The sequence below is a fragment of the Dyella sp. C11 genome, assembly GCF_003121485.1.
In the GTDB taxonomy this organism is placed as follows: domain Bacteria; phylum Pseudomonadota; class Gammaproteobacteria; order Xanthomonadales; family Rhodanobacteraceae; genus Dyella.
This window is the reverse complement of record NZ_QAVX01000034.1, coordinates 1-20,227: the sequence shown is the minus strand read 5'-3', so window position 1 is coordinate 20,227 and position 20,227 is coordinate 1. Positions and strand designations below refer to the sequence as shown.

Sequence of the window (20,227 nt, the reverse complement as noted above, 5' to 3'; positions counted from 1 at the left end):
CACCGTCATTCCCGCGAAGGCGGGAGGCGCTTTTCAACGGCCGAAGGGCCGGTCATCCAGTGACTTTGCTTTTGGCTCTGCCGCACGGTTGAAGCGAAACCGTGACCTGGGCCGCCTGCCGCGGGCTTCCGACCTCCTGCCGGAGGCCGGGTCACTTTTCTTTGCTTGCCCACGCATGCGCAGGAGCGCATGCGAACGGCGAAGCCGGCCCGAAGGGCGGAGGGCAGGATGCCCGGAGTCAAGAAAAGTAACCAAAAGAAAAGGCACCCCGGATGACGCGCCTTCCGGGCTTCCAGCCCTCCAGGTTCGCGTGCGGGCTACGGGGTTTGTCGACAGGGCATCCAGCCCTGACGACAAATTGGCTCGCATCCATGCCAGCCACCCTGCGGGCTATTCCTTCACCCGCACGCCGCTGTCATACGGGGACCCCAAGGCAAGAGCCAAGGCAAGAGCCAGGGCAGGAGCAACACAGGGGCTCGAAGCCTTGCCTTGATCGATACCGCCGCGCTCTCTCTGTAGGAGCGCACCCTGTGCGCGACCGCGGAGTCTCGTCGTTAGCGCTCCGTTGGCTTGTCGCGCACAGGGTGCGCTCCCACAGAGATTAGGGCAGGTTCTCGCGGGGTGGCCCCTCTCCCCAACCCGCTCCCCGGAGGGGAGAGGGAGTAACAGCGCCGTTACTCTGCGGGGATTTTTTCCACTCGACTCGCCACCCACCGAGCAATCCCTGGTCCCAACAGCACCACCAGCAAGAACCGCACGCTCTGCATCGCCATCACGAACGGCATGTCCACCTTCGATGACGCCGCAATGATCGCCACCGAATCCGCGCCGCCCGGGCTCATCGCCAGGTACGCCGTCAGCGCATCCACGCCGCTCACTTTCATCAATCCCCACGACAACAACGCGCAGATCCCGATCAGGGCGAGGATCGCGCCGAATACGCGCGGCATGGCATGCAGCGCATAGCCAAGAATCTCGCGCGTGAAGCGCTGGCCAATGCACCAGCCGATCACCGCATAGCTCAACGCAAGCAACCACGCGGGCAGGGTGATGGGGAACCAGCCGAGGTCTTGCACCAACGCGCACAGGAACATGGGAAGCAAGAGCGCGCCGGCCGGAATGCGCAGGCGCTGCGCGATGAACGCGCTGCCGAGTGCGAGCAGCATGGTGAGGATCAGCGGAACGATAGGAACTGCAGCGAACCAGACCGGCGTGGGTGTGTGACCACCCGCCACCGTCAAGCGCGCCACGGTCGAAGCAACCACGGCCACGAGCAGCACGCGCAGGTATTGCATGAAGGCAACGAGGCGAACGTCAGCGCCGAATGCTTCGGCCATCAATGCCATCGCCGTGGCAGCGCCGGGAAAGGAGCCCCAGATGGCAGTGGTGCCAGGCAGCACGCGTCGTTTCGCGAGTGTCCATCCCAGGCCGACGCTCACGGCGATCACGGATGCGACAGCGGCGAGGAACAATGGCCACTCGCGCACCGCTTCATGCAGCAAGGCGGGGCTGAAACTGCGGGAGATCATCGCGCCGACGATCGCCTGTGCGGCGGTGAACGGCAAGGCGCCGATCTGCAATCGGCCTTCGAGCGAAGCCACGATGATGGCGGCCACCATGGAACCGATCAGCAACGCCGCGGAAAGATGCATCGCTTCAAGCACGGCGACCAATGTCACCGACAGCACGAGCACGATGGACCACAGCGGCAACGGCTTCAGCGTGGCGAGCGAGAGCCGTGAAAGAGAAGGCAGTGACATGCGCGACTCCGGCGGCAGGGGAAGGGCCGCCTGTGGCTCCCAAGCCTACAAGGCCTGGGAGCCAGCGTCGCGTGTGGATCAGAACGACATGTCGAACGCGACTTCGCCCTGAACGCCCACCTGGTAGGCGGAAACGCGGCGTTCGAAGAAGTTGGTCACTTCCTGCACGTCCTGCAGGTCCATGAAGTCGAACGGGTTCTTCGAGCCGTACTTCTTGGGCAGGTCAAGCTGGACCAGGCGCTGGTCGGCGCAGTATTCGAGGTACTGGCGCATGTCCTTCACGGACAGGCCGGCCACGCCGCCGGAGAGCACGTCTTCGGCGAACTGGGTTTCGCAGGCGATGGCGTCTTCCAGCATTTCCTCGATCTGCGCGCGCATCTGGTCGTCGAACAGGTCAGGCTCTTCCGAGCGCACTGTGCGAACCACGTCGAACGCGAACGCCATGTGGCAGCTCTCGTCGCGGAACACCCAGTTGGTGCCCGACGCCAGGCCGTGCAGCAGGCCGCGCGAACGCAGGAAGTACACGTAGGCGAAGGCAGCGAAGAAGAACAGGCCTTCAATGCACGCGGCAAAGCAGATCAGGTTGAGCAGGAACTGGCGACGCTGTTCGCGCGTTTCCAGTTTCTGCAGGTTCTGGATGGAGTCGATCCACTTGAAGCAGAACTCACCCTTCTGGCGAATCGAAGGAATGTTCTCGATGGCCGCGAACGCCTTGTTGCGCTCGTTTGGATCGGGAATGTAGGTATCGAGCAGCGTGAGGTAGAACTGCACGTGCAGCGCTTCCTCGAACAGCTGGCGCGAGAGATACATGCGCGCTTCGGGCGCGTTGATGTGCTGGTACAGGTTCAGCACCAGGTTGTTCGCCACGATGGTGTCGCCGGTGGCAAAGAACGCCACGAGGCGATGGATCAGGTGACGGTCCGCATCGGACATCTTGGAGTGCAGGTCCGTCGTGTCCAGCGAGAAATCGACTTCTTCCACCGTCCACGTGTTCTTGATCGCGTTGCGATACATCTCGTAGAACTCGGGGTAGCGCATGGGGCGCAGGGTGAGTTCGAAGCCGGGATCAAGGATGTGTTGGGTGGACATGGGGGTTCCTGGTGGGTGTCGCGCCAGACATGCGGCGCGCTTCTTTGTTCTTCAGCTCGTCATTCCCGCCTTCGCGGGAATGACGGTCGTATTGGATTGTCGGGTGAAGCAAGCTCTGACCGGAGTCAGCGGAAAGAGCCGTGATGCGCGAACGACAACCTTGCGTCTACATCCTTGCCAGCCAGCGGAATGGCACGTTGTACACAGGTGTTACGTCGAACCTTGCTGATCGCATCTGGCAGCACCGAAACGATGCCACCGAAGGATTTACGAAGCAGTACCAAGTCCATCATCTGGTTTGGTACGAGTTGCACGAATCCATGGAGTCAGCGATCAGTCGGGAAAAGGCCATCAAGAAATGGAATCGAGCCTGGAAATTGAGGTTGGTGGAAGAGACCAACCGCCACTGGCGCGACCTTTATACTGACCTCATTCCCTGATCGTCATTCCCGCGCAGGCGGGAATCCAGCGCCTTTCCAGTCGTGCAGAAAGTCACTGAATCCCCGTCTTCGCGGAGATGACGGAGAGGCTTACTGACAAGCCTCGCAATACTCCGGATTCTCCAGCGAGCAGAACACCGCCGCATTCGCCTGATCCTGCTCGTCCACCACCGGTGCAGCCGGCTTCGCTGCCGGAGCGGCGGAAACCGTCGTCTTGGCAATCTTCGTGGCCGGGCGCGAACGCAGGTAATACGTGGTCTTGATGCCGGACTTCCAGGCGTACATGTACATGGAGCTGAGCTGGCCGATGTTCGGGTTTTCCATGAACAGGTTCAGCGACTGGCTCTGGTCGATGTACGCACCGCGTGCGGCGCCCAGGTCGATCAGCGCCTTCTGCGGCAGTTCCCACACGGTGCGATAGATCAGGCGCAGGCGTTCCGGAATGGCGTTGATGCCCTGGATGGAACCTTCCGCCAGCTTGATGGCGTCGCGGATGTCCGCGGTCCACAGGCCGAGCGTCTTCAGCTCTTCCACCAGGTAACGGTTCACCACCAGGAAGTCGCCCGACAGCGTTTCGCGCTTGAACAGGTTGCTCACCTGCGGCTCGATGCACTCGTAGCAACCGGCAATCGACGCGATGGTGGCCGTCGGTGCGATGGCGATCAGCAGCGAGTTGCGCAGGCCCTTGGCCTTGATCGACTCGCGCAGTTCGTCCCAGCGTGCCTTGTCGTGCGGCGTGGCGTTCGTCCAGTAATCGAACTGGAGTTCACCAAGGGCGGCGCGCGTTTCGGCAAAGCCCGGGTGGGCTCCCTGTTCCATCGCCAGTTCGTTGGACTGCGACAGCGCGTTGTAATAGATCTCTTCGGCGATGCGCGTGGACAGTTCCAGTGCTTCGGCCGAATCGAACGCCAGGCGCAGCTTGAAGAACACGTCCTGCAGGCCCATCACGCCCAGGCCCACCGGACGCCACTTGTTGTTGGCGACCTTGGCGGTATCGATCGGGTAGAAGTTCAGGTCGATCACGCGATCCAGCTGGCGCACCGCGGTACGCACGGTGGCGGCGAGCTTGTCGAAATCGAAGCGGCCATCCACGACGTGACGCGATAGGTTCACGGAGCCCAGGTTGCACACCGCCGTTTCGTCGGCATTGGTGACTTCCAGGATTTCCGTGCACAGGTTGGACAGGTGAATGACGTTTTCCGCCTTCGCCGTCTGGTTGCTGGTGGCGTTGCTGCGGTCCTTGAAGGTCATCCAGCCGTTGCCGGTCTGGGCCAGCGTGCGCAGCATGCGGGCGTAGAGCTCGCGTGCCTTCACCTTCTTCACGGCAAGACCAGCGGCTTCCGCTTCGCGGTAAGCCTTCTCGAACGTCTCGCCCCAGCTGTCGACGAAGTGCGGCACCACCTTGGGATCGAACAGCGACCACTCGCCGTCGATCTCCACGCGACGCATGAATTCGTCCGGAATCCAGTTGGCGAGGTTCAGGTTGTGCGTGCGGCGTGCCTCGTCACCCGTGTTGTCGCGCAGCTCGAGGAACTCCTCGATGTCGCCGTGCCACGGTTCCAGGTAAACGCAGGCCGCGCCCTTGCGCTTGCCACCCTGGTTCACAGCAGCCACGGACGCGTCCAGCGTCTTCAGCCACGGCACCAGGCCGTTGGAGTGGCCGTTGGTGCCCTTGATCAGCGAGCCGCGCGAACGCACGCGCGAGTACGCCAGGCCAATGCCACCGGCGAACTTGCTGAGCTTGGCCACGTCGCCGTACTTCTCGTAGATGGATTCGAGCGAGTCCAGCGGCGAGTCGAGCAGGAAGCACGAACTGAGTTGCTCGTGCGCGGTGCCGGCGTTGAACAGTGTCGGCGAGCTGGCGATGTATTCCAGCGACGACAGCAGGCGATACAGCTCCAGCGTTTCGCCGATTTCGTTGCCGCCCAGCGCGCAGGCAATGCGCATGAAGAAGTGCTGCGGCGTCTCGATGACCTTGCGCAGCTGCGGATGACGCAGCAGGTAGCGGTCGTACACGGTGCGCAGGCCGAAGTATTCGAAGCGGCGCGTGGCGAGCGGATCGATCGCGTCGTTGAGCTTGCGCGAGTTGGTGGCCACGAAGTCGCGCAAGCGATCGTTGAGGATGCCCAGCTCCGCGCCACGCGCGATGGACTGCGAGAAGCTCTGGATTTCCTGGCCGCTCACTTCCTTGTCGATGAACGCGCCCAGCAGGCGCGCCGCGAGCTGGCCGTATTCCGGCTCTTCCGCGGTGAGTGCGGCGGCGGTGCGGATGGAGAGCTGGTCCAGCTCCTGCGTGGTGGCGCCGTCGTACAGGCCGCCAATGGTCTTCAGCGCCACGCGCATGGGATCGACCCCGTGCAGCCCTTCGGCGCTGCGGGTCACGGCGCGGACGATCTTGTTGACGTCCACGACTTCCTGGCGGCCGCTGCGCTTGGTCACGCGCATCTGGCCTGGGTTGTGCGGCGGGGTCAGCGCGAACGGAGCATCCGTGCGCGGGGCCTCGGCCACGGCAGTGTCGGCGGGAAAAACAGCAGTGTCGGCGCGATCGTCTTCACGTTCGCGGCCGGTGGTATCGATAGGTTGCATGGCGACTTCGCTCCAAGCTTGGTCATCAACCGCCTGCTCCCGCGCGCAGGGCTGAAAGAAAAGGTGGGGTTTTCGCGGGCCGACGGTCGAGCAGCAGGGCAGCGCCCCGCGCATCGACGCGCTTCCCCGCGGAAGCCGTCACCACGCACCACGGCGTTGGGCCGTGATGTGCCGGCAGGTCTTCGGACTCGTGGACATGGGCGGTGAGGCCCGACCTACTTGCGCCCGCTTCCCAGCCACGGAGGGCCAGTGCAGATGGGTGCTTTCGTTTCCACTTACCGCTGCGGGGCAGTCCCGGAATTACACCGGGTTCCCTTTTAAGCCATTCCGACCGTAAGTCTGAGAGTGGCACCGACGAGGCACAACATATCGGGCTGACCGGGGTCGGTCAACCCAATAGATTGTGGATTGGCCGTGGATAAGCCCGAAAACTCCAAGATGGTGGCGAGGTTACGAAAAGCTAGGAAATTTTCGGGGAGATCGGCGTTGGCGACCGGACGAAAAATGCAAGTGGGGCGCGGGCGATTTATGTCTCAAAGAGGCGTGTCGCGAGCCGTCTCAAGCAGCCCTGCGAATTCGCGGGCAAAGCGGTGCACGTCGCCCGGCCAGCGGGCCGAGACGTAGTTGCCATCGCGCACCCCGAAGGCCGGCGTGTCGTCGGTATCGCTGTCGCGAACCATGCCCGAGGGCTTGCGGCCGCGATGGGGGGCGTCCGCCGGTACTTCGAGGAAGTCGGTGGCGTCGGCGAGGGCGCGGGTGACTTCCTGCTGCACCGACATGTAACCCGCGGGTTGCCCCTTGCCGTCGGGATAGGTGCGGTAATAGTCCGGGTCCCAGAAGCGCGTGATGCGCGTGAGCGACCAGGCGGATTTCTCCAGTGCCCAGGTAAGCGCGGTGGTGCGCCGGCCGTGCAGCACCGAACGGCCATCGGCCCGTTGGCTGCGCGCGGCCAGCACCACGCCGTGACAAATGGCGGCGACCGGCTTGCCGGCTTCGAAGAAGTTCGCCGTCACCTGCTGCAGGCGCCCGCTTTCCAGGTACTCGCGCACGCCGCGCGCGCAATGGCCGCCGGGCAGCAGCAGGCCGCCGTAGCGATCCGGCTCGATGGCGTTCCACGCGATGGGAGCGTTGAAGGCGGCGTCTTTCATCAGCGCGGCATGGTCGCGACGCGCATCGGCATTCGCCCGCAGCAACAGCCCGAACAGCCGCAACTTGCGCAAGCCCGGCACGAAACCCCACGGGTCCAGCCCTTCGCCGCTCAGCATGATCGGATCGGCACTGGCGACCGCACCCTGGGGCGTGGCGAACGTCACATGGTGGCCGGCCTCGACGAGGATGCGCCACGGCACGGCGACTTCGCTGGGATCGAAGTCGAGGTGGGGCAGGGGAATCAATACGTGGGCCATCGTGCCGTTGTCCTCCGGTGTGGCGTGCATCCTAGCGGTTAGCCATCGGCGAAGGTTGTTGCGGACGGTGTCACCCGCAGGCAAGCTCGGGCATCGCCGTTCGGCCATCCAAACGATATCGATTCCATGGGTCATCCCCTGTTGCTCGTCCAACTGCTGGTGATCATCGTGGTCTCGCGATTGATCGCGGCCATCGCGCGTCGCGTCGGCCAGCCGGCCGTGATCGGCGAGATGCTGGCGGGCCTCGCCCTGGGGCCCATTGTTTTCGGTGCCATCGCACCCGACTGGCAACAGCAACTGTTTCCCGCCGAAAGCCTGGGCAACCTGCAAAGCCTCAGCACGCTGGGCCTGGTGCTTTTCATGATGGTGGTGGGGGCGGAGTTGCGCGTGCCTGCCCATGCGCAGGGTGGGTTGTTGCGTCCGGCCGCGTGGATCGGCGGTCTCGCCGTTGTGGTTCCCGCGTTGCTTGCGTGGAGCGTGGCGCCGTGGCTTTACGACGATTACGCGCCGCCGGGCATTACCAGGCTGGCGTTCACGGCATTCCTCGCCACGGCATGCGCCATCACCGCGTTGCCCGTGATGGCGCGCATCGTGAAAGAACGCGGTATCACGGACAGCATTCCCGGGCGGCTGGGCATTGCCGCCGCGGCCGTGGCGGATGTGCTGGCGTGGATCGCGCTGGCGTTCGTGGTTGCGCTGATCAGCGCACATGGCAATTGGGCGCCGTTCTGGCGAACCATCATCGGCCTGGCGGTGTTGCTGGCGGTGACGTGGTTCGTGCTTCGACCGCTATGCGCAACATTGCTGGCGCGTCACGCGCCCGAGGGGCAGGCCGACGCCGCCGTGCTCGCCTTTCTGCTCGCGGGCGCATTTGGCTGCGCAGCGGTGACGGAATGGCTCAACCTGCATGCCGTGTTCGGTGCCTTCCTGTTCGGTGCCTGCCTGCCGCGCGACGATCGATTGCTGCAAAACCTGATCGAACGCGTGGAGCACGTCACCGTGGCTGCGCTGTTGCCGGTGTTCTTCGTGCTTGCCGGTTTGAGCACCAGCTCGAAGCTGCTTACCGGCGGTGCGGGTGCCGCGCTGCTGCTGGTGCTCGCGGTTTCCGTGGCCGGCAAGTTGCTGGGCGGTACGGCTGGCGCACGCCTTGCTGGTCAGAACTGGCGCGACAGTCTCACCATCGGTTCGCTGATGAACGCTCGCGGCATGATGGAGCTGATCGTCATCAAGGTGGGCCTGGATGCCGGCGTCATCAACAGCGCGATGTTCACGCTGTTGCTGGTGATGGCCATAGTCACCACGATGATGACCACGCCGATGGTGGTGGCGTTTCGAGCAGACGGGCGGTAACGCGCCAGTTACGGTCCTCCAGCGAGTCGTTCCCGCATTGCCAGGCGCTTTTCGGCGTGCTCAGTTGGGCGCGAGCGATGTCATGAGTTCCGCGCCACTGCCCAGCTGGTGAACGCTGCCGTCGGGCGTCGCGTCGACGGCTTCGGCAAGCCTCTTTTCGTCGGTGAACCAGGGAATGGCTTCCCGCGGACCGCGCACGTAGATCTCCCACATGCCGTAGGCGTGCCCGTTGTAATCGTCGTTGCCAAGAAGGAAGTGCACGGGAACGGAGACATACCAGTACGGCTGCTGCGCGGAAGGCCCTTCGGTGGGTACCGTGAAAGTCCATTGTTTGATCGCCAGGACAGCAGCCTGCGCGAGGTCCTTGCGATAGATCTTCAGCATGTCCTGTTCGGCATAGCGATGCAGGTTCACCTGCTCGGCCGCGGCCTCCTTGACGGTGCCATCCCTCTCCACGCGGACCAGCACGTAGACCGTGCCCGACATGCGACCGTTGAGTGAGCGGAAGGGAAACGCCGGCGTCTTGCGCACCTTGGATGTCACATGATCATTCACACCTTGCGAGACATCTTCAAACTGGGCGCTGGCGATGCGCACGGTGGTGTGCTTGTCATCGACATCCGTGGCGACGATGCGCAACGACATCGTTTCCTGGACAGGTCCCGTCGGTGCCGTCGCGCCGGCAAAGTGGAATTGCCAGTGCGGCAGGTTCTGGTCCACCAGGTCAACGATGGCCTTGGGAAGCTTGTCGGGTTCGCGCAGCGTGTAGCTGGCGACCGTGCCATCGGGGTTCAGCGTGGCCTTTCCCTCGATCACCATGCTGGCCTCGGCCAGTGGATCGACCTGGGTGGCTTGCGTCCCGGTGGCAGCGAGTGTGTACAACAGGAAGGCCGCGACAAGCGGTCGATACATGATGGTTTCTCCCCAGGATGTTGCGCGAAACCCGGCCGTGCTTCGCGTCATTCGCCGTCCAGCGACGACAACAATCGCAAGCTGCCGCCTTCTTCCTGCAGCGCCTCGCTCGCCATGGCGTCCGAATGCCGATCCGGAGAAGGGTGATAGTCATTCCACGGAACGCTTTGGCGAGGGCCGGGAATATAGGCGTGCCATTCGGATTCATAGGTCGATGGCAGCTCGCCCCTCGGCAGCATCAGGTAGTTCACGGGTACGCGCACATACCAGCATGGATAGTCGGCCGCCTTGCCCTGGGTGGGCACTTGGAAGGTCCAGTCCCTGGCGGCCTTTACGGCCGATTGGGCAAAGCGTTCCCTCAGCTCGGACATCAACTGGGTGCTGGCGTAGGCATCCAGGTTGACCTGTTCGGCAAAGGCATCCTGGACATGACCGTCCCGGGCAATGCGGAGCAGCAGGTAAACGGTGCCGGTCTCCCTGACGCGCAAGGCCACCATCGGATACGAAGGGATGCCGCGGTTTTTGTAGGTGACATGCCAAGCCTTGTCGGCAGGGTCATCGTCGAAGCTGGCGCTGCCAATGCTCACGCGGTCGCGCTTGTCGTCGATCGGGCGCGACAGCATGCGCAGCGTCATCTTTCCGGTGACGCCATCGGGATGTCCTTCCGGCGGCACGAACTTCCAGTCCGGCAGGTTGTGCTGGATGACGCCAACCACCACGTCCGACAGACGGCTGGCGCGGTCGAGGGTGTAACTGCGCACCGTGCCATCGCCGTTGAGGGTGATGGTGCCAGTAACCAGCATGCTTGCCTCGGACGGTGGGCGCGCATCATCGGCGCGCGCCGTGTTGCCCATGAAAAGAACCAGCGTCACGACGGCCCAAAGCCACGGTCGCATACCCGCCCCCCGAGTTGGTTCGGGCGAGTCTAGGACGACGCTGTGGCAACAGGGAGGGGAAACGAGGTCACGTGATCCGCACGCGCTCCTGCGGATTGAGACAAGAACTTCTTCGCCGGGTATCTGCCCGGCAGGGACGCACGCCGGACATGGTGGGGTCGCCGGTGAAAAAACGGCCCGGTGTTGACCGGGCCGTTGCTGTCAGGGTGCAGGGATCAGTAACCGTTGCGCTGGTAGTGGATGCGGCCGCTGTCGTTGTTCAACGACTGGTTGAGATGCTGCTGTTCGGCGGCGGTCAGGTGGCCGCCGTGCTCGGCCATGTCGCGTGTCTCGCGTGCGGCGATGTTGGCGTCCTGGCGTTCGTCACGGAAGGCTTGGCGTGCGTTGATCTGGCCATCGGCGATGCCGGCGTCGATACGGTTCTGCTGGTTGGCCAGGCGCTGGTCGACCTGGTTGATGCGTCCATGACCCGGAATATAGATCGGGCTGACCTGGGCCGAGGCGGCGGCACTGGCCAGGGCGGCGACCAGGCCGAAGGCGATCAGATGGATGTGCTTGGCGTTCATGAGTGTGGTTCCTCGCAAGTTCGATGAATGGTCACGACACTCTTCGGCTGGATGACTGGCGCCGTGGAACGGGAACCGATGGCGGTTGGCGGGGCGGCGTGGGGTTGAAGCCATTCGTCGTTGAGCTGACGGGTATAGGTTCGCGCCATCCCGGGCGTGCTGTTTGCGGAAACGGAACCGGGTTTGTCAAAAAGCACGACAGGGTTTCTGCAGCGCGAAAAGCGCGGTCCGTGCCATGGTCTGGCGCCCCAAAAGAAACGGCCCGGCAATGCCGGGCCGTCGAGGCGTCCATGCGGTGGTGACGCGCGGTCAGCGCAACGATCAGGTACCCGTGCGCTGCTTCTTGATGTGGCTGCTGTCCTTGTTGAGCGACTTGTTGAGGTTCTTCTGTTCCTGCTTGGTCAGGTGGCCGCCGTGCTCAGCTTCGTCACGGCTCTCGCGCTGCGCGATGTTCGCGTCATGCGTTTCGTCGCGCGTGGCCTGCTTGGCATTGATCTGGCCGTCGGCCACGCCGTTCTGGATGCGGTTCTGCTGGTTGTCCAGGCGCTGGTTCACTTCGCTGACGCGGGGATGACCCGGGATGTCGGTCGGGCTGGTCTGCGCCGCGGCGGCTGCGCTGGCAAAAGCGGTGACCAGGCCGAAGGCGATCAGGCTGAAACGCGACGTCATAACGTTCTTCATGGGCGTGTGTCCTCGTTGGTCCAAAACGTGGGCAGGCATCGCGGCACCAGAGCTGGGCTCTCTGCATGGCGGTACGCGCGCCCCCTGTGGCCATCCGGCAGGATGACTCACACCGGAAAACGAAACCTTGCGATGGTCGTTGACGCTCGCGTTGTGCGAATCGCAAAACCATTCAGCCGCAGGTTTGCTTGCTTAGGCGTGGCGTAAGGCTGCTGTTATTTATTTGAAAAATGCGATGTGACAGGCAGCCATGCTGCGGCGCAGAACGACATGGCGCGCCGTGACGATGGCTGCGTTACGCTTTGCGCAGCGCCGTCCACGGCCGGAGGCAATCTACATGCGTGCGCCCACAGGTTCAGTCGTCGGTTTGTGTTCCGCATCGGCCACGTTGTGCGCGATGGGCATGGCCTTTCTTGCGTACTGGGGCGTGCACGAGCCGTTGCCGTGGCGCGCGGTGGACGTGGTGGTGATCGTGCTGGCCTTCGTTGGCTTTGCACTGCTGGCATCGGTGCCCTGGATCGTCACCACGCCCGTGTCGGAAGAAAGCGCCGAACGTATCCGTCCCGCGCGCCGCGCGTTTGCCGCGGGTGTCGCCGCGATTTGGCTTGCCGCGATGATTTCCATCATCAGCTGACAGGTTTCAGGTTTCGACGGGGTAGGGACCGTCGCTGAAGTTTTCCGCGGGATAACCCTTGGAGCCGACCAGGCGCGCCAGGGGGCTGCGCATGTCTTCGCCTGCTTTCAGTCGTGACAGCAGCGCCGAAAAATCATGGCGCGGCGTCCATCCCAGTTCTTCGCGTGCGCGGCTGTTCACGTAGACGCGGTCGATGCCTTGCGCCATCCGCCAACCCAGCTTGTCGTACACGGCTTCATAACCCGGCACGCGACGACGCACCACCATCGGTGCGTGTACGCGCAAGTCGACAAGATCATCAGGAAGAAACGGCGTGGTGGCGCTGATGATGTAGCGGCGAAAACCAAGCATGGGCGCTCGTCGTGCGGCGAGCAGGTGCGCACTCACCACGTCCTCGAGATCGATGCGGCGATAGAGGTATTCGTTCGCCTTGAGGTTGTCGTCAGTGTAACGCGCACGCACCGTGCGGTCGTCGTCTTCTTCGGGAAAGAAGCGCGAGGTGCGCAACACCATGGTGGAAAGTCCCTGGTTGCGCTGGAACAGCTGACACAAATCTTCCGCGGCAGCCTTGGTTACGCCGTAAATGTTCTTGGGTACGGCGACCATGTCTTCGGTGACCCACGCGGCCGGCTCATGCGGACCCGGGGTCAACGCGTCGCCGAACACGCTGGTGGTGCTGGTGTAGACAAACGATTCCACGCCCGTGGCCACCGCTTCTTCCAGCAGGTTCAATGTGCCGCTGAGGTTGACGTCGAGAAAGGCCTGCCGACTATGTGTGGCGATATGCGGCTTGTGCAGCGTGGCTGGGTGAAACACGGTGGCGGCACCGGCCATGCAGCGGCGGACGAAGGCGCGGTCGCTGATCGATCCCACCCGGTTTGTATACGGTCCTTCGGCGATATCCAGCCCGATCACCTCGTGACCCGCGTCCTGCAGCGTGCGCACCAGCGCCTCGCCCAGATGCCCCGAACTGCCCGTGACCAGGATGCGCATGCTCGACCGCGTGACCGAACCAGAGTTGGCCCGATCCTAGCGTGGCTGTGCGCCCAAGAACATCACGCCGGAAGGCTCAAACTTCCGCTTTAAACGTGCGACCGAACGGCGTGCCGCAACCAACGTAATGCCGGAACAGGTAGAACAGCGGACGATAACGACGCGGATCGACGTGCTGGGTGCCGGCCACGGTGACATCGTCGTGTGCATGCACGTGCAGTACTTCCAGTTCGACGATGGCATAGCCGCCGGCCGCGTCGCGCCATGCTTCCAGCGGGCGGTTGATCTCAAGCAGCAAGCGGGCTTCCATCTGCAGCGGACATTCCGCAATGCGCGGCGGCTTCACCGAAAGGGACGGCTCGGCGTGCCAGCCACCCAGCGTGAACTTGTCCGCTTCGTGGCGATAGCCGATGGCGGCCTTCCATGCGGGAACGGGATCGCGTCCTGTCGTTGGCGCCATGCGTTCGACGCCACGATGCATATGTTCACCCGCGAAGTTCAGCACGCATTCGCCTTCCCGGCGAAGGTTGGCCAAACCCTGGCCGCCACCGGAAAGTCCGATGACGATGCGGTCCGCCAGCGCCCAGGCCGAGGACATGGGCGTGATGTTGGCGGTTCCGTCCGGATTGCGCGTGGTGATGAGCAGCACGGGCGTGCCGAAATAGAGAATGGAAGGGTGGATGACGCGAGTGGTGGGGAGTCGTTGCATGTCCATGCCAGCAGTGTCCTCGCCCGTTCCGGTGAACGTTTCGCTCGCCGGCGAACTATCGTCACGGCCTGCGGCGCTAGACTCCACCCATGAACGATGCGGTCTCACCCAGTCGCTATCAGTTGGCGGAAATCGGCGCACTGCTGGCCGAGCCGGCGCGCGCGGCGATGTTGCTGGCATTGATCGATGGCACCTCTCGTCCTGCTGGTGAACTGGCGCGCGCCGCCGGCATTGGTGCAGCGACCGGCAGCGCACACCTTCATCGCCTGCTCGACGGTGGCTTGCTCGCCGTGCACGTGCAAGGTCGTCATCGCTACTACCGGCTTGCGAGCGACGACGTTGCTGCGTTGATCGAAGCCCTCGCGCTGCCGCGCACGCGGCCGGTACTGCCCGATCCCACGGGTGGCGACCGTCCGCTGCGTACCGCACGCACGTGCTATCGCCATCTCGCGGGACGACTGGGCGTGGGGTTGTGCGATGCGCTGTTGCAGCGTGGCTATCTGCAGACAGCCAGCGAAGGCATGCGTCTGCAACACGACGGTGCACACGCGCTGGTGCAGGCTGGCCTTGATGCGGTGGCGGTGCAGAGCCTGTTGCCGCTGGCGGGACGCAGTTGCCTGGACTGGACCGAGCGACGCCTGCATCTGGGTGGCCCGCTGGGCGTGGCGCTGACCGATTCGATGATCGACGCCGGCTGGTTGCGGCGCCGTTCCGGCAGTCGTGCGCTTCAACCCAGCGATGACGGCCTGCGACGCCTGATGTCGCTCGGCGTCCCTTGGGAAAGCGATCGTTGAATCATCGGCACGCAGCGGTACTGCGTGCCGATGCACATGCAAGGATCAAGGCGATTTCGGGGCCGGTGCCGGCGAACGTTCAAAGCTGCCCGCGTCGCCGGGGAACACCACCGGGCTTTCATAACCGTTGGCCGAGACGGCCGACACGCCGAAGAACCAGTCGTCGATCACCACATCCTTGATCACCGCATGGTCGGTATCGCCTACCGCACGGCTGTACTGCCATTGCGGCGCGGTGGTGTCGCGCCAGTGAACGACATAACCCGCGGCGTTCGGCACCTTCTTCCACTTCACGGTGGTGTCGGCAGCGAGTGCGCCGTCGATGCTGACGCCGGTCGGTGGTGCGGGTGCACGGCTCATCGCAGCCATGGTCACCGTGTTGAGCGCGGTGACGCGGGCGAGGTAACGGAAATCCACGCCGTCGATGGTGTCGCCGTACTTGATGCCCTTCTCGGTACGCAGATCCTGGTGCTGGCGCGTGTAATCCTCGTGACCTTCGGTCACGCGCACGCCGGGATAACCGGCTTCAAGGAACGGCACCTGGTCGCCACCACGGCTGTAGCGGTCGGTGCGATACACCATGTGCACGCGCAGATCAGGCAGATAGGTTGTCGCGATCTGTTCCATGTAACGTGCCACGTTGCGCGACGGTGAATCCACTTCACCACCGTGATAGGCGCGGTATTTCGCCTGCTCCGGCGTTTCGTTGGTCTTGGTGCCTTCGGAGAAGATGCGCACCGTGGTGTTGTCCAGCACGCCGTTGATGCCGTGGCTGTTGCCCACGATGTCGTTGTTGAGATCGGCCTGCACCTGCCAACCCTGCTGCACGGCGTAGTCGGCGAGCACCTTGCCGCCGTACAGGCCCTGCTCTTCGCCGGACAGCGCGGCGAACACCAGCGTGGCGTCGTTGTCTTCCTTCGACAGCAGGCGCGCCGCTTCCATCAGCGCGGCGACGCCGGAAGCATCGTCGTTGGCGCCCGGCGCGTCGGCCGTGGCGTTCATTACGTCGGTCACGCGCGAATCGAGATGACCCGTCATCACGATCACGCGGTTGGGATCGCCCTTGCCGCGCTTGATCGCCACCACGTCCATCACTTCGGTGGATTGCGGAATGCGCTTGCCGGTAAACATCTGCGACGGCGTGACCACTTCGATGCAGCCGCCGCAAGCCTTGGAAATATCCTCGAACTGCGATTTCACCCAGCGGCGCGCGGCGCCGATGCCGCGCTTGTCCGACTTGGTATCGGACAGCGTGTGACGCGTGCCGAAACCCACCAGCTTGGTGATGGTGGCGCGCAGCGCCTCTTCACTCGGTGCCGTGGACAACGCCTGCAGCGACGGCTGGGCGTGCGGCTGCGCCGGCGCTTCATCGGCGAAGGCAGTAGAAACGGCAAGGCTGAGTGCCAGTGGCAGCAAAACGGGAACGTGACGCATCGAAAGCTCCGGGCAAGGCAACGCCCCACTGTAGCGCTACCACCCGGGCCCGCCCCCCTGCCGAATGGCAGGGGCATACGCGGTTAGTGCGCCTTGGGCGGCGTCAGCGTGATTTCGAACAGTTTCGGCCAGCGCTTGCCGGTGACGAACAGGCGATCGTGCTGGGCGTCGTAGGCGATGCCGTTGAGTACGTCGTTGTTCGGGTCGGGCAGGGTGCTGTTGTCGAACAGCCCGGTGAGGTCGATCCATCCGGTCACGTGGCCGGTGGTGGGGTCGATGCGGGCGATGCGGTTGGTCATCCACACGTTCGCGAGGATCTCGCCCTTCACCCATTCCAGTTCGTTGAGGTTGAGCACTGGCTGACCTTCGTCGGTCACCATGATGCTGCCCACCGAGGCCAGCGTATTCGGATCAAGCACGCGCAGCACGGACGAGCCGTCGCTCATGTACAGGTGCTTGTCGTCGCGGGTCAGTGCCCAGCCTTCACCGGGATAGGTGAAGGTGCGCTGCTGCTTGAAGCTCGTCATGTCGTAGACAAAGCCGAGCTGGTCTTTCCAGGTGAGCTGCACGATGTGCTGGCCCCAGTCCACGATGCCCTCGCCGAAATACTGCGCGGGCACGTCGTGGCGCTGCAGCACCTTGCCGGTGGCCAGTTCCACCTTGCGCACCGTCGACTCGCCCGCTTCGCCGGTGCTCTCGTAGAGATAGCCGTCCTTGTAGAACAGGCCTTCGGTGTACGCGGAGGTGTCATGCGGATACACGTGCACCACGTGATAGCCGTAGACAGGCGTGGCGGCATGGACGGAAGCGGCGACAGCGAGGGCGGGCAGCGCGAGCGCGCAGGTGAGCCAGCGAGTCATGCAAGGATTCCTGGAAGTGGACCCGCTCAATGTAAGGCGCGGACGCGGAAATTGCGCCCCTTGATGCGCCCTGCGCGCAGACGCTCGAGCGCCTTGTTCGCAAGATCTCGCCGTATGGCCACATAGGCACGCGTGGCGAACACATCGATCTTGCCAATGTCCTTGCCGTCGAGCCCTGCATCGCCGGTCAGTGCACCGAGGATGTCGCCGGGACGCAGCTTGTCCTGTCGGCCGGCATCGATCACCAGTGTTTTCATCGGCGCAAGATTGAGCTGCTTGCCGCGCGGCGGCGACACGCGCAGCGGATGCCACGACAACGGATGGCCGAGCTGCTCTTCGATGTTCTGCGCCTTCGGGCGCTCGCGCGGCGTGACCAGCGTCAGGGCAAGGCCCGCTTCGCCCGCACGGCCGGTGCGGCCCACCCGATGCGTGTGGGTGTCCGGATCGTGTGCGATGTCATAGCTCACCACCAGCGGCAGCGAGGCGATATCGAGACCGCGCGCGGCGACGTCCGTTGCGACCAGGATGCAGCAGCTTCGGTTGGCGAACTGCACCAGCACTTCGTCACGGTCGCGCTGTTCCATGTCGCCGTGCAGGGCGAGCGCGGAGAAACCGCGGCGATCGAGTTCCTGCGCCACGGCGTCCACATCCTTGCGCATGTTGCAGAATACCAGCGCGTGCTGCGACTGTTCGTCACTGAGCGTGCCTTTGCCGAGCAATTGCGCCAGCGCATCGATCTTCTGAGCAGGGTCCACTTCATGGAAACGCTGCTCGATGGTGGTTTCCTCGTGTGGCGCTTCCACCGTCACTTCCACCGGATCGCGCTGCATGCGCTTGCTCACGCTGCGGATTTCCTCCGCATACGTGGCGGAGAACAGCAGTGTCTGATGATGCTTGGCGATGCGGCCAACGATGTCGTCGATGGCCTCGCTGAAACCCATGTCGAGCATGCGGTCCGCCTCGTCCAGCACCAGCGTCTTGATGCCGCCACCGTGCAGGCTTCCGCGCTTCAGGTGTTCCTGCACGCGTCCTGGCGTGCCCACCACAATGTGCGGATCGTGCGTGAGCGATGCGAGCTGCGGGCCCAGCGGCATGCCGCCGCACAGCGTCAGCAACTTCACGTTGGGAATATTGGCCGCCAGCTTGCGGATGGACTTGCTGACCTGATCGGCCAGCTCGCGCGTGGGGCAGAGCACCAGCGCCTGCAGGCGGATGGTGTCCACGTCCAGGTGCTGCAGCAGCCCGAGGCCGAAGGCGGCCGTCTTGCCGCTGCCCGTGCGGGCCTGCGCAATGACATCACGGCCTTCGAGAATCGGCGGCAGGCTTTGCGCCTGCACCGGCGTCATCTCGGTATAGCCAAGGGTTTCCACGCTGGCGAGCAACGCGGGCTTCAAGGGGAGCGTGCGGAAATCGGTCATGCGACATTGTCGCACGGTGGTCGCCAGGCGGCTGCGAACGGGCTGGGGCGAGCGGTTTGCTCGCCCCGGCCTTCAACTCAACCCTGCATGTCTTCCAGCTCGATGCCCTTGGTCTCGCGCACGGCCTTCATTACGAAGATCAGCGAAATGAGGGCAAACGCGGCGTACAGGCCGTAAGCGAAGGTGAGTCCGATTTCCGACAGTGCCGGGAAGGTGCTGGTGATGGCGAAATTCGCCAGCCACTGGGCGGCGGCCGCCACGGCCAGCGCGATGGCGCGGATGCGGTTGGGGAACATTTCACCCAGCAACACCCACACCATCGGGCCCCAGCTGAGGCCGAAGAACACCACGTAGGCGTTGGCGGCAACCAGCGCCACCATGTTCCACGGCGCGGGCAGGCTGAGATCGGCACCGCTGCCGGTGGCCTGCGAGAAGCACCAGGCCATGGCGCCCAGCGTGACCGTCATGCCGGCCGAGCCGATCACCAGCAGCGGCTTGCGGCCGATGCGGTCCACCAGGGCGATGGCCACCAGCGTCACCAGTACGTTCACCACCGACGTGGCGACGGTGATGGAGAACGAATCGGATTCGCTGAAACCCACCGAATGCCACAGCGTGGACGAGTAATAGAAGATGACGTTGATGCCGACGAACTGCTGGAACACCGACAGCAGGATGCCGATCCACACCACCGGCAGCAGGCCCAGGCGCGGGCCGCGAAGGTCCTTCAGCGTAGGGCGATATTCCGAGCTCAGGCTCTGCTGGATGTCCTTCCCCTTTGCATCAAGCGCTGCCTCGTTGTGCATGCCCAGCACTTCGCGCAGCACGTCGTGGGCTTCCTTCAGGCGACCCTTGGCCACCAGCTGGCGCGGGGACTCCGGCACGCCAAGCACCAGCGAACCGTAGATCAGCGCAGGCACGCCCGCGACGAGGAACATCCAGCGCCACGCATCCATATTGAACCAGAGCTTGTGTGACGCACCGCCCGCCGTGCCAGCCAGCCAAGCATCGCTCAAGAGTGCCGCGAAGCTGCCAAGCACAATGGCCAGTTGTTGCAGCGAGCCGAGTCGTCCGCGCACGGACGCGGGGGAAATTTCCGCGATGTACGTGGGTGCGATCACCGACGCCACGCCCACGCCGATACCGCCGACAAGTCGCCAGAAAACCAGCAAGCCGACGCTGCTGACCAGACCCGAGCCCAGTGCGCTGAGTGCAAGCAGCAGTGCCGCCACCTGCATGGCGCGCACGCGACCGAAGCGATCTGCCAGCGGACCGGCGTACCACGCACCCACGGCGGAGCCCAGCAAGGCGCACGACACGGCGAAACCGATGTGTGCGGCATCCAACCCGAAGTTTCCACGCACGGCATCGACGGCGCCGTTGATCACGGCGGTATCGAAACCGAACAGGAAACCGCCGAGTGCGGCGGCGGAAGCAATCAGCACCACGCGAGCGGTGGCGTGTTGCCCAAGGTCATCGACGGCGTTTTTCGACGCCGGTGCGGAATTCAAATTCATCACCTCTCCCCAATTCAGAGTCCGGCGATTCTGCGCTGGCAGTGCCGGTGATTTGACCTGAATACGTATGCATGAGGGGCGGGGGAATGTCGAGTATTTCTGGTGAGTTGCGGAATGGTGCGGGTGCGTTATGGGGCTGTCTCTGCTATCTCTTAATAACTTCTGACGCTGCCGACGAACTT

General features: G+C 63.9%; 18 protein-coding genes and 1 riboswitch. Of the genes, 4 read left to right on the top strand and 14 right to left on the bottom strand.

Annotation, left to right across the window (positions count from 1 at the left end):
* Positions 1–674 precede the first annotated feature (674 nt).
* A complete protein-coding gene (locus DK366_RS20595; protein ID WP_109127438.1) occupies positions 675–1,760 on the bottom strand; it encodes an AbrB family transcriptional regulator in 1,086 nt (361 codons plus the stop codon).
* A gap of 78 nt (positions 1,761–1,838) precedes the next feature.
* On the bottom strand, positions 1,839–2,849 hold the full coding sequence (locus DK366_RS20590) for a ribonucleotide-diphosphate reductase subunit beta (RefSeq protein WP_109127437.1): 1,011 nt from the start codon (positions 2,847–2,849) through the stop codon (positions 1,839–1,841).
* A 143-nt stretch (positions 2,850–2,992) separates the two neighbouring features.
* Between DK366_RS20590 and DK366_RS20585 the strand changes: the two genes are divergently transcribed.
* Positions 2,993–3,289 (top strand): GIY-YIG nuclease family protein, encoded by a 297-nt coding sequence (locus DK366_RS20585; protein WP_109127436.1) that lies wholly within the window; start codon positions 2,993–2,995, stop codon positions 3,287–3,289.
* Positions 3,290–3,379: 90 nt separating this feature from the next.
* Here the strand turns inward: DK366_RS20585 and DK366_RS20580 are convergent, their stop codons facing one another.
* On the bottom strand, positions 3,380–5,875 hold the full coding sequence (locus DK366_RS20580; RefSeq protein WP_109127435.1) for a ribonucleoside-diphosphate reductase subunit alpha: 2,496 nt from the start codon (positions 5,873–5,875) through the stop codon (positions 3,380–3,382).
* A gap of 155 nt (positions 5,876–6,030) precedes the next feature.
* Positions 6,031–6,246, bottom strand: a riboswitch (cobalamin riboswitch).
* A gap of 162 nt (positions 6,247–6,408) precedes the next feature.
* Entirely contained in the window at positions 6,409–7,281 is an 873-nt protein-coding gene (locus DK366_RS20575; RefSeq protein WP_109127439.1) for a type 1 glutamine amidotransferase domain-containing protein, read from the bottom strand.
* 126 nt (positions 7,282–7,407) lie between these two features.
* Between DK366_RS20575 and DK366_RS20570 the strand changes: the two genes are divergently transcribed.
* Positions 7,408–8,631 carry a cation:proton antiporter gene (locus DK366_RS20570; protein ID WP_109127434.1) on the top strand — a complete coding sequence of 408 codons (1,224 nt, stop codon included), beginning with the start codon at positions 7,408–7,410 and terminating at the stop codon, positions 8,629–8,631.
* 60 nt (positions 8,632–8,691) lie between these two features.
* On the opposite strand, the gene DK366_RS20565 is transcribed toward DK366_RS20570, so the two are convergent.
* The 4 genes from DK366_RS20565 to DK366_RS20550 all read right to left on the bottom strand — a co-directional run bounded on the left by DK366_RS20565 (position 8,692) and on the right by DK366_RS20550 (position 11,686).
* The gene (locus DK366_RS20565; RefSeq protein ID WP_109127433.1) at positions 8,692–9,543 is read right to left on the bottom strand and encodes an energy transducer TonB; all 852 of its coding nucleotides are present in this window, start codon (positions 9,541–9,543) and stop codon (positions 8,692–8,694) included.
* Positions 9,544–9,590: 47 nt separating this feature from the next.
* The gene (locus tag DK366_RS20560; protein WP_109127432.1) at positions 9,591–10,439 is read right to left on the bottom strand and encodes a hypothetical protein; all 849 of its coding nucleotides are present in this window, start codon (positions 10,437–10,439) and stop codon (positions 9,591–9,593) included.
* Positions 10,440–10,654: 215 nt separating this feature from the next.
* The gene (locus tag DK366_RS20555; protein WP_109127431.1) at positions 10,655–11,005 is read right to left on the bottom strand and encodes a hypothetical protein; all 351 of its coding nucleotides are present in this window, start codon (positions 11,003–11,005) and stop codon (positions 10,655–10,657) included.
* A gap of 321 nt (positions 11,006–11,326) precedes the next feature.
* Positions 11,327–11,686, bottom strand: a complete 360-nt coding sequence (locus DK366_RS20550) for a hypothetical protein (RefSeq protein WP_232821139.1) — start codon at positions 11,684–11,686, stop codon at positions 11,327–11,329.
* Positions 11,687–12,023: 337 nt separating this feature from the next.
* On the opposite strand from DK366_RS20550, the gene DK366_RS20545 reads away from it, so the two are divergent.
* Positions 12,024–12,320: a hypothetical protein gene (locus DK366_RS20545; protein WP_109127429.1), complete on the top strand. Its 297-nt coding sequence runs from the start codon at positions 12,024–12,026 to the stop codon at positions 12,318–12,320.
* Between the two features lie 6 nt (positions 12,321–12,326).
* Here DK366_RS20545 and DK366_RS20540 read toward each other — a convergent pair whose 3' ends face one another.
* Together DK366_RS20540 and DK366_RS20535 are read right to left on the bottom strand one after the other, a co-directional pair.
* Positions 12,327–13,313, bottom strand: a complete 987-nt coding sequence (locus DK366_RS20540) for an NAD(P)-dependent oxidoreductase (protein ID WP_109127428.1) — start codon at positions 13,311–13,313, stop codon at positions 12,327–12,329.
* Between the two features lie 76 nt (positions 13,314–13,389).
* Positions 13,390–14,028, bottom strand: a complete 639-nt coding sequence (locus DK366_RS20535; protein WP_109127427.1) for a flavin reductase family protein — start codon at positions 14,026–14,028, stop codon at positions 13,390–13,392.
* Between the two features lie 83 nt (positions 14,029–14,111).
* On the opposite strand from DK366_RS20535, the gene DK366_RS20530 reads away from it, so the two are divergent.
* Positions 14,112–14,816 carry a helix-turn-helix transcriptional regulator gene (locus tag DK366_RS20530; RefSeq protein ID WP_109127426.1) on the top strand — a complete coding sequence of 235 codons (705 nt, stop codon included), beginning with the start codon at positions 14,112–14,114 and terminating at the stop codon, positions 14,814–14,816.
* Positions 14,817–14,861: 45 nt separating this feature from the next.
* Here the strand turns inward: DK366_RS20530 and DK366_RS20525 are convergent, their stop codons facing one another.
* The 4 genes from DK366_RS20525 to DK366_RS20510 all read right to left on the bottom strand — a co-directional run bounded on the left by DK366_RS20525 (position 14,862) and on the right by DK366_RS20510 (position 20,045).
* A complete protein-coding gene (locus tag DK366_RS20525; protein ID WP_109127425.1) occupies positions 14,862–16,250 on the bottom strand; it encodes a M20/M25/M40 family metallo-hydrolase in 1,389 nt (462 codons plus the stop codon).
* Between the two features lie 83 nt (positions 16,251–16,333).
* Positions 16,334–17,110: a glutaminyl-peptide cyclotransferase gene (locus tag DK366_RS20520; RefSeq protein WP_109127424.1), complete on the bottom strand. Its 777-nt coding sequence runs from the start codon at positions 17,108–17,110 to the stop codon at positions 16,334–16,336.
* Between the two features lie 26 nt (positions 17,111–17,136).
* A complete protein-coding gene (gene dbpA, locus DK366_RS20515; protein WP_109127423.1) occupies positions 17,137–18,528 on the bottom strand; it encodes an ATP-dependent RNA helicase DbpA in 1,392 nt (463 codons plus the stop codon).
* A gap of 77 nt (positions 18,529–18,605) precedes the next feature.
* Positions 18,606–20,045 (bottom strand): sugar porter family MFS transporter, encoded by a 1,440-nt coding sequence (locus tag DK366_RS20510; RefSeq protein ID WP_109127422.1) that lies wholly within the window; start codon positions 20,043–20,045, stop codon positions 18,606–18,608.
* Positions 20,046–20,227: the final 182 nt, after the last annotated feature.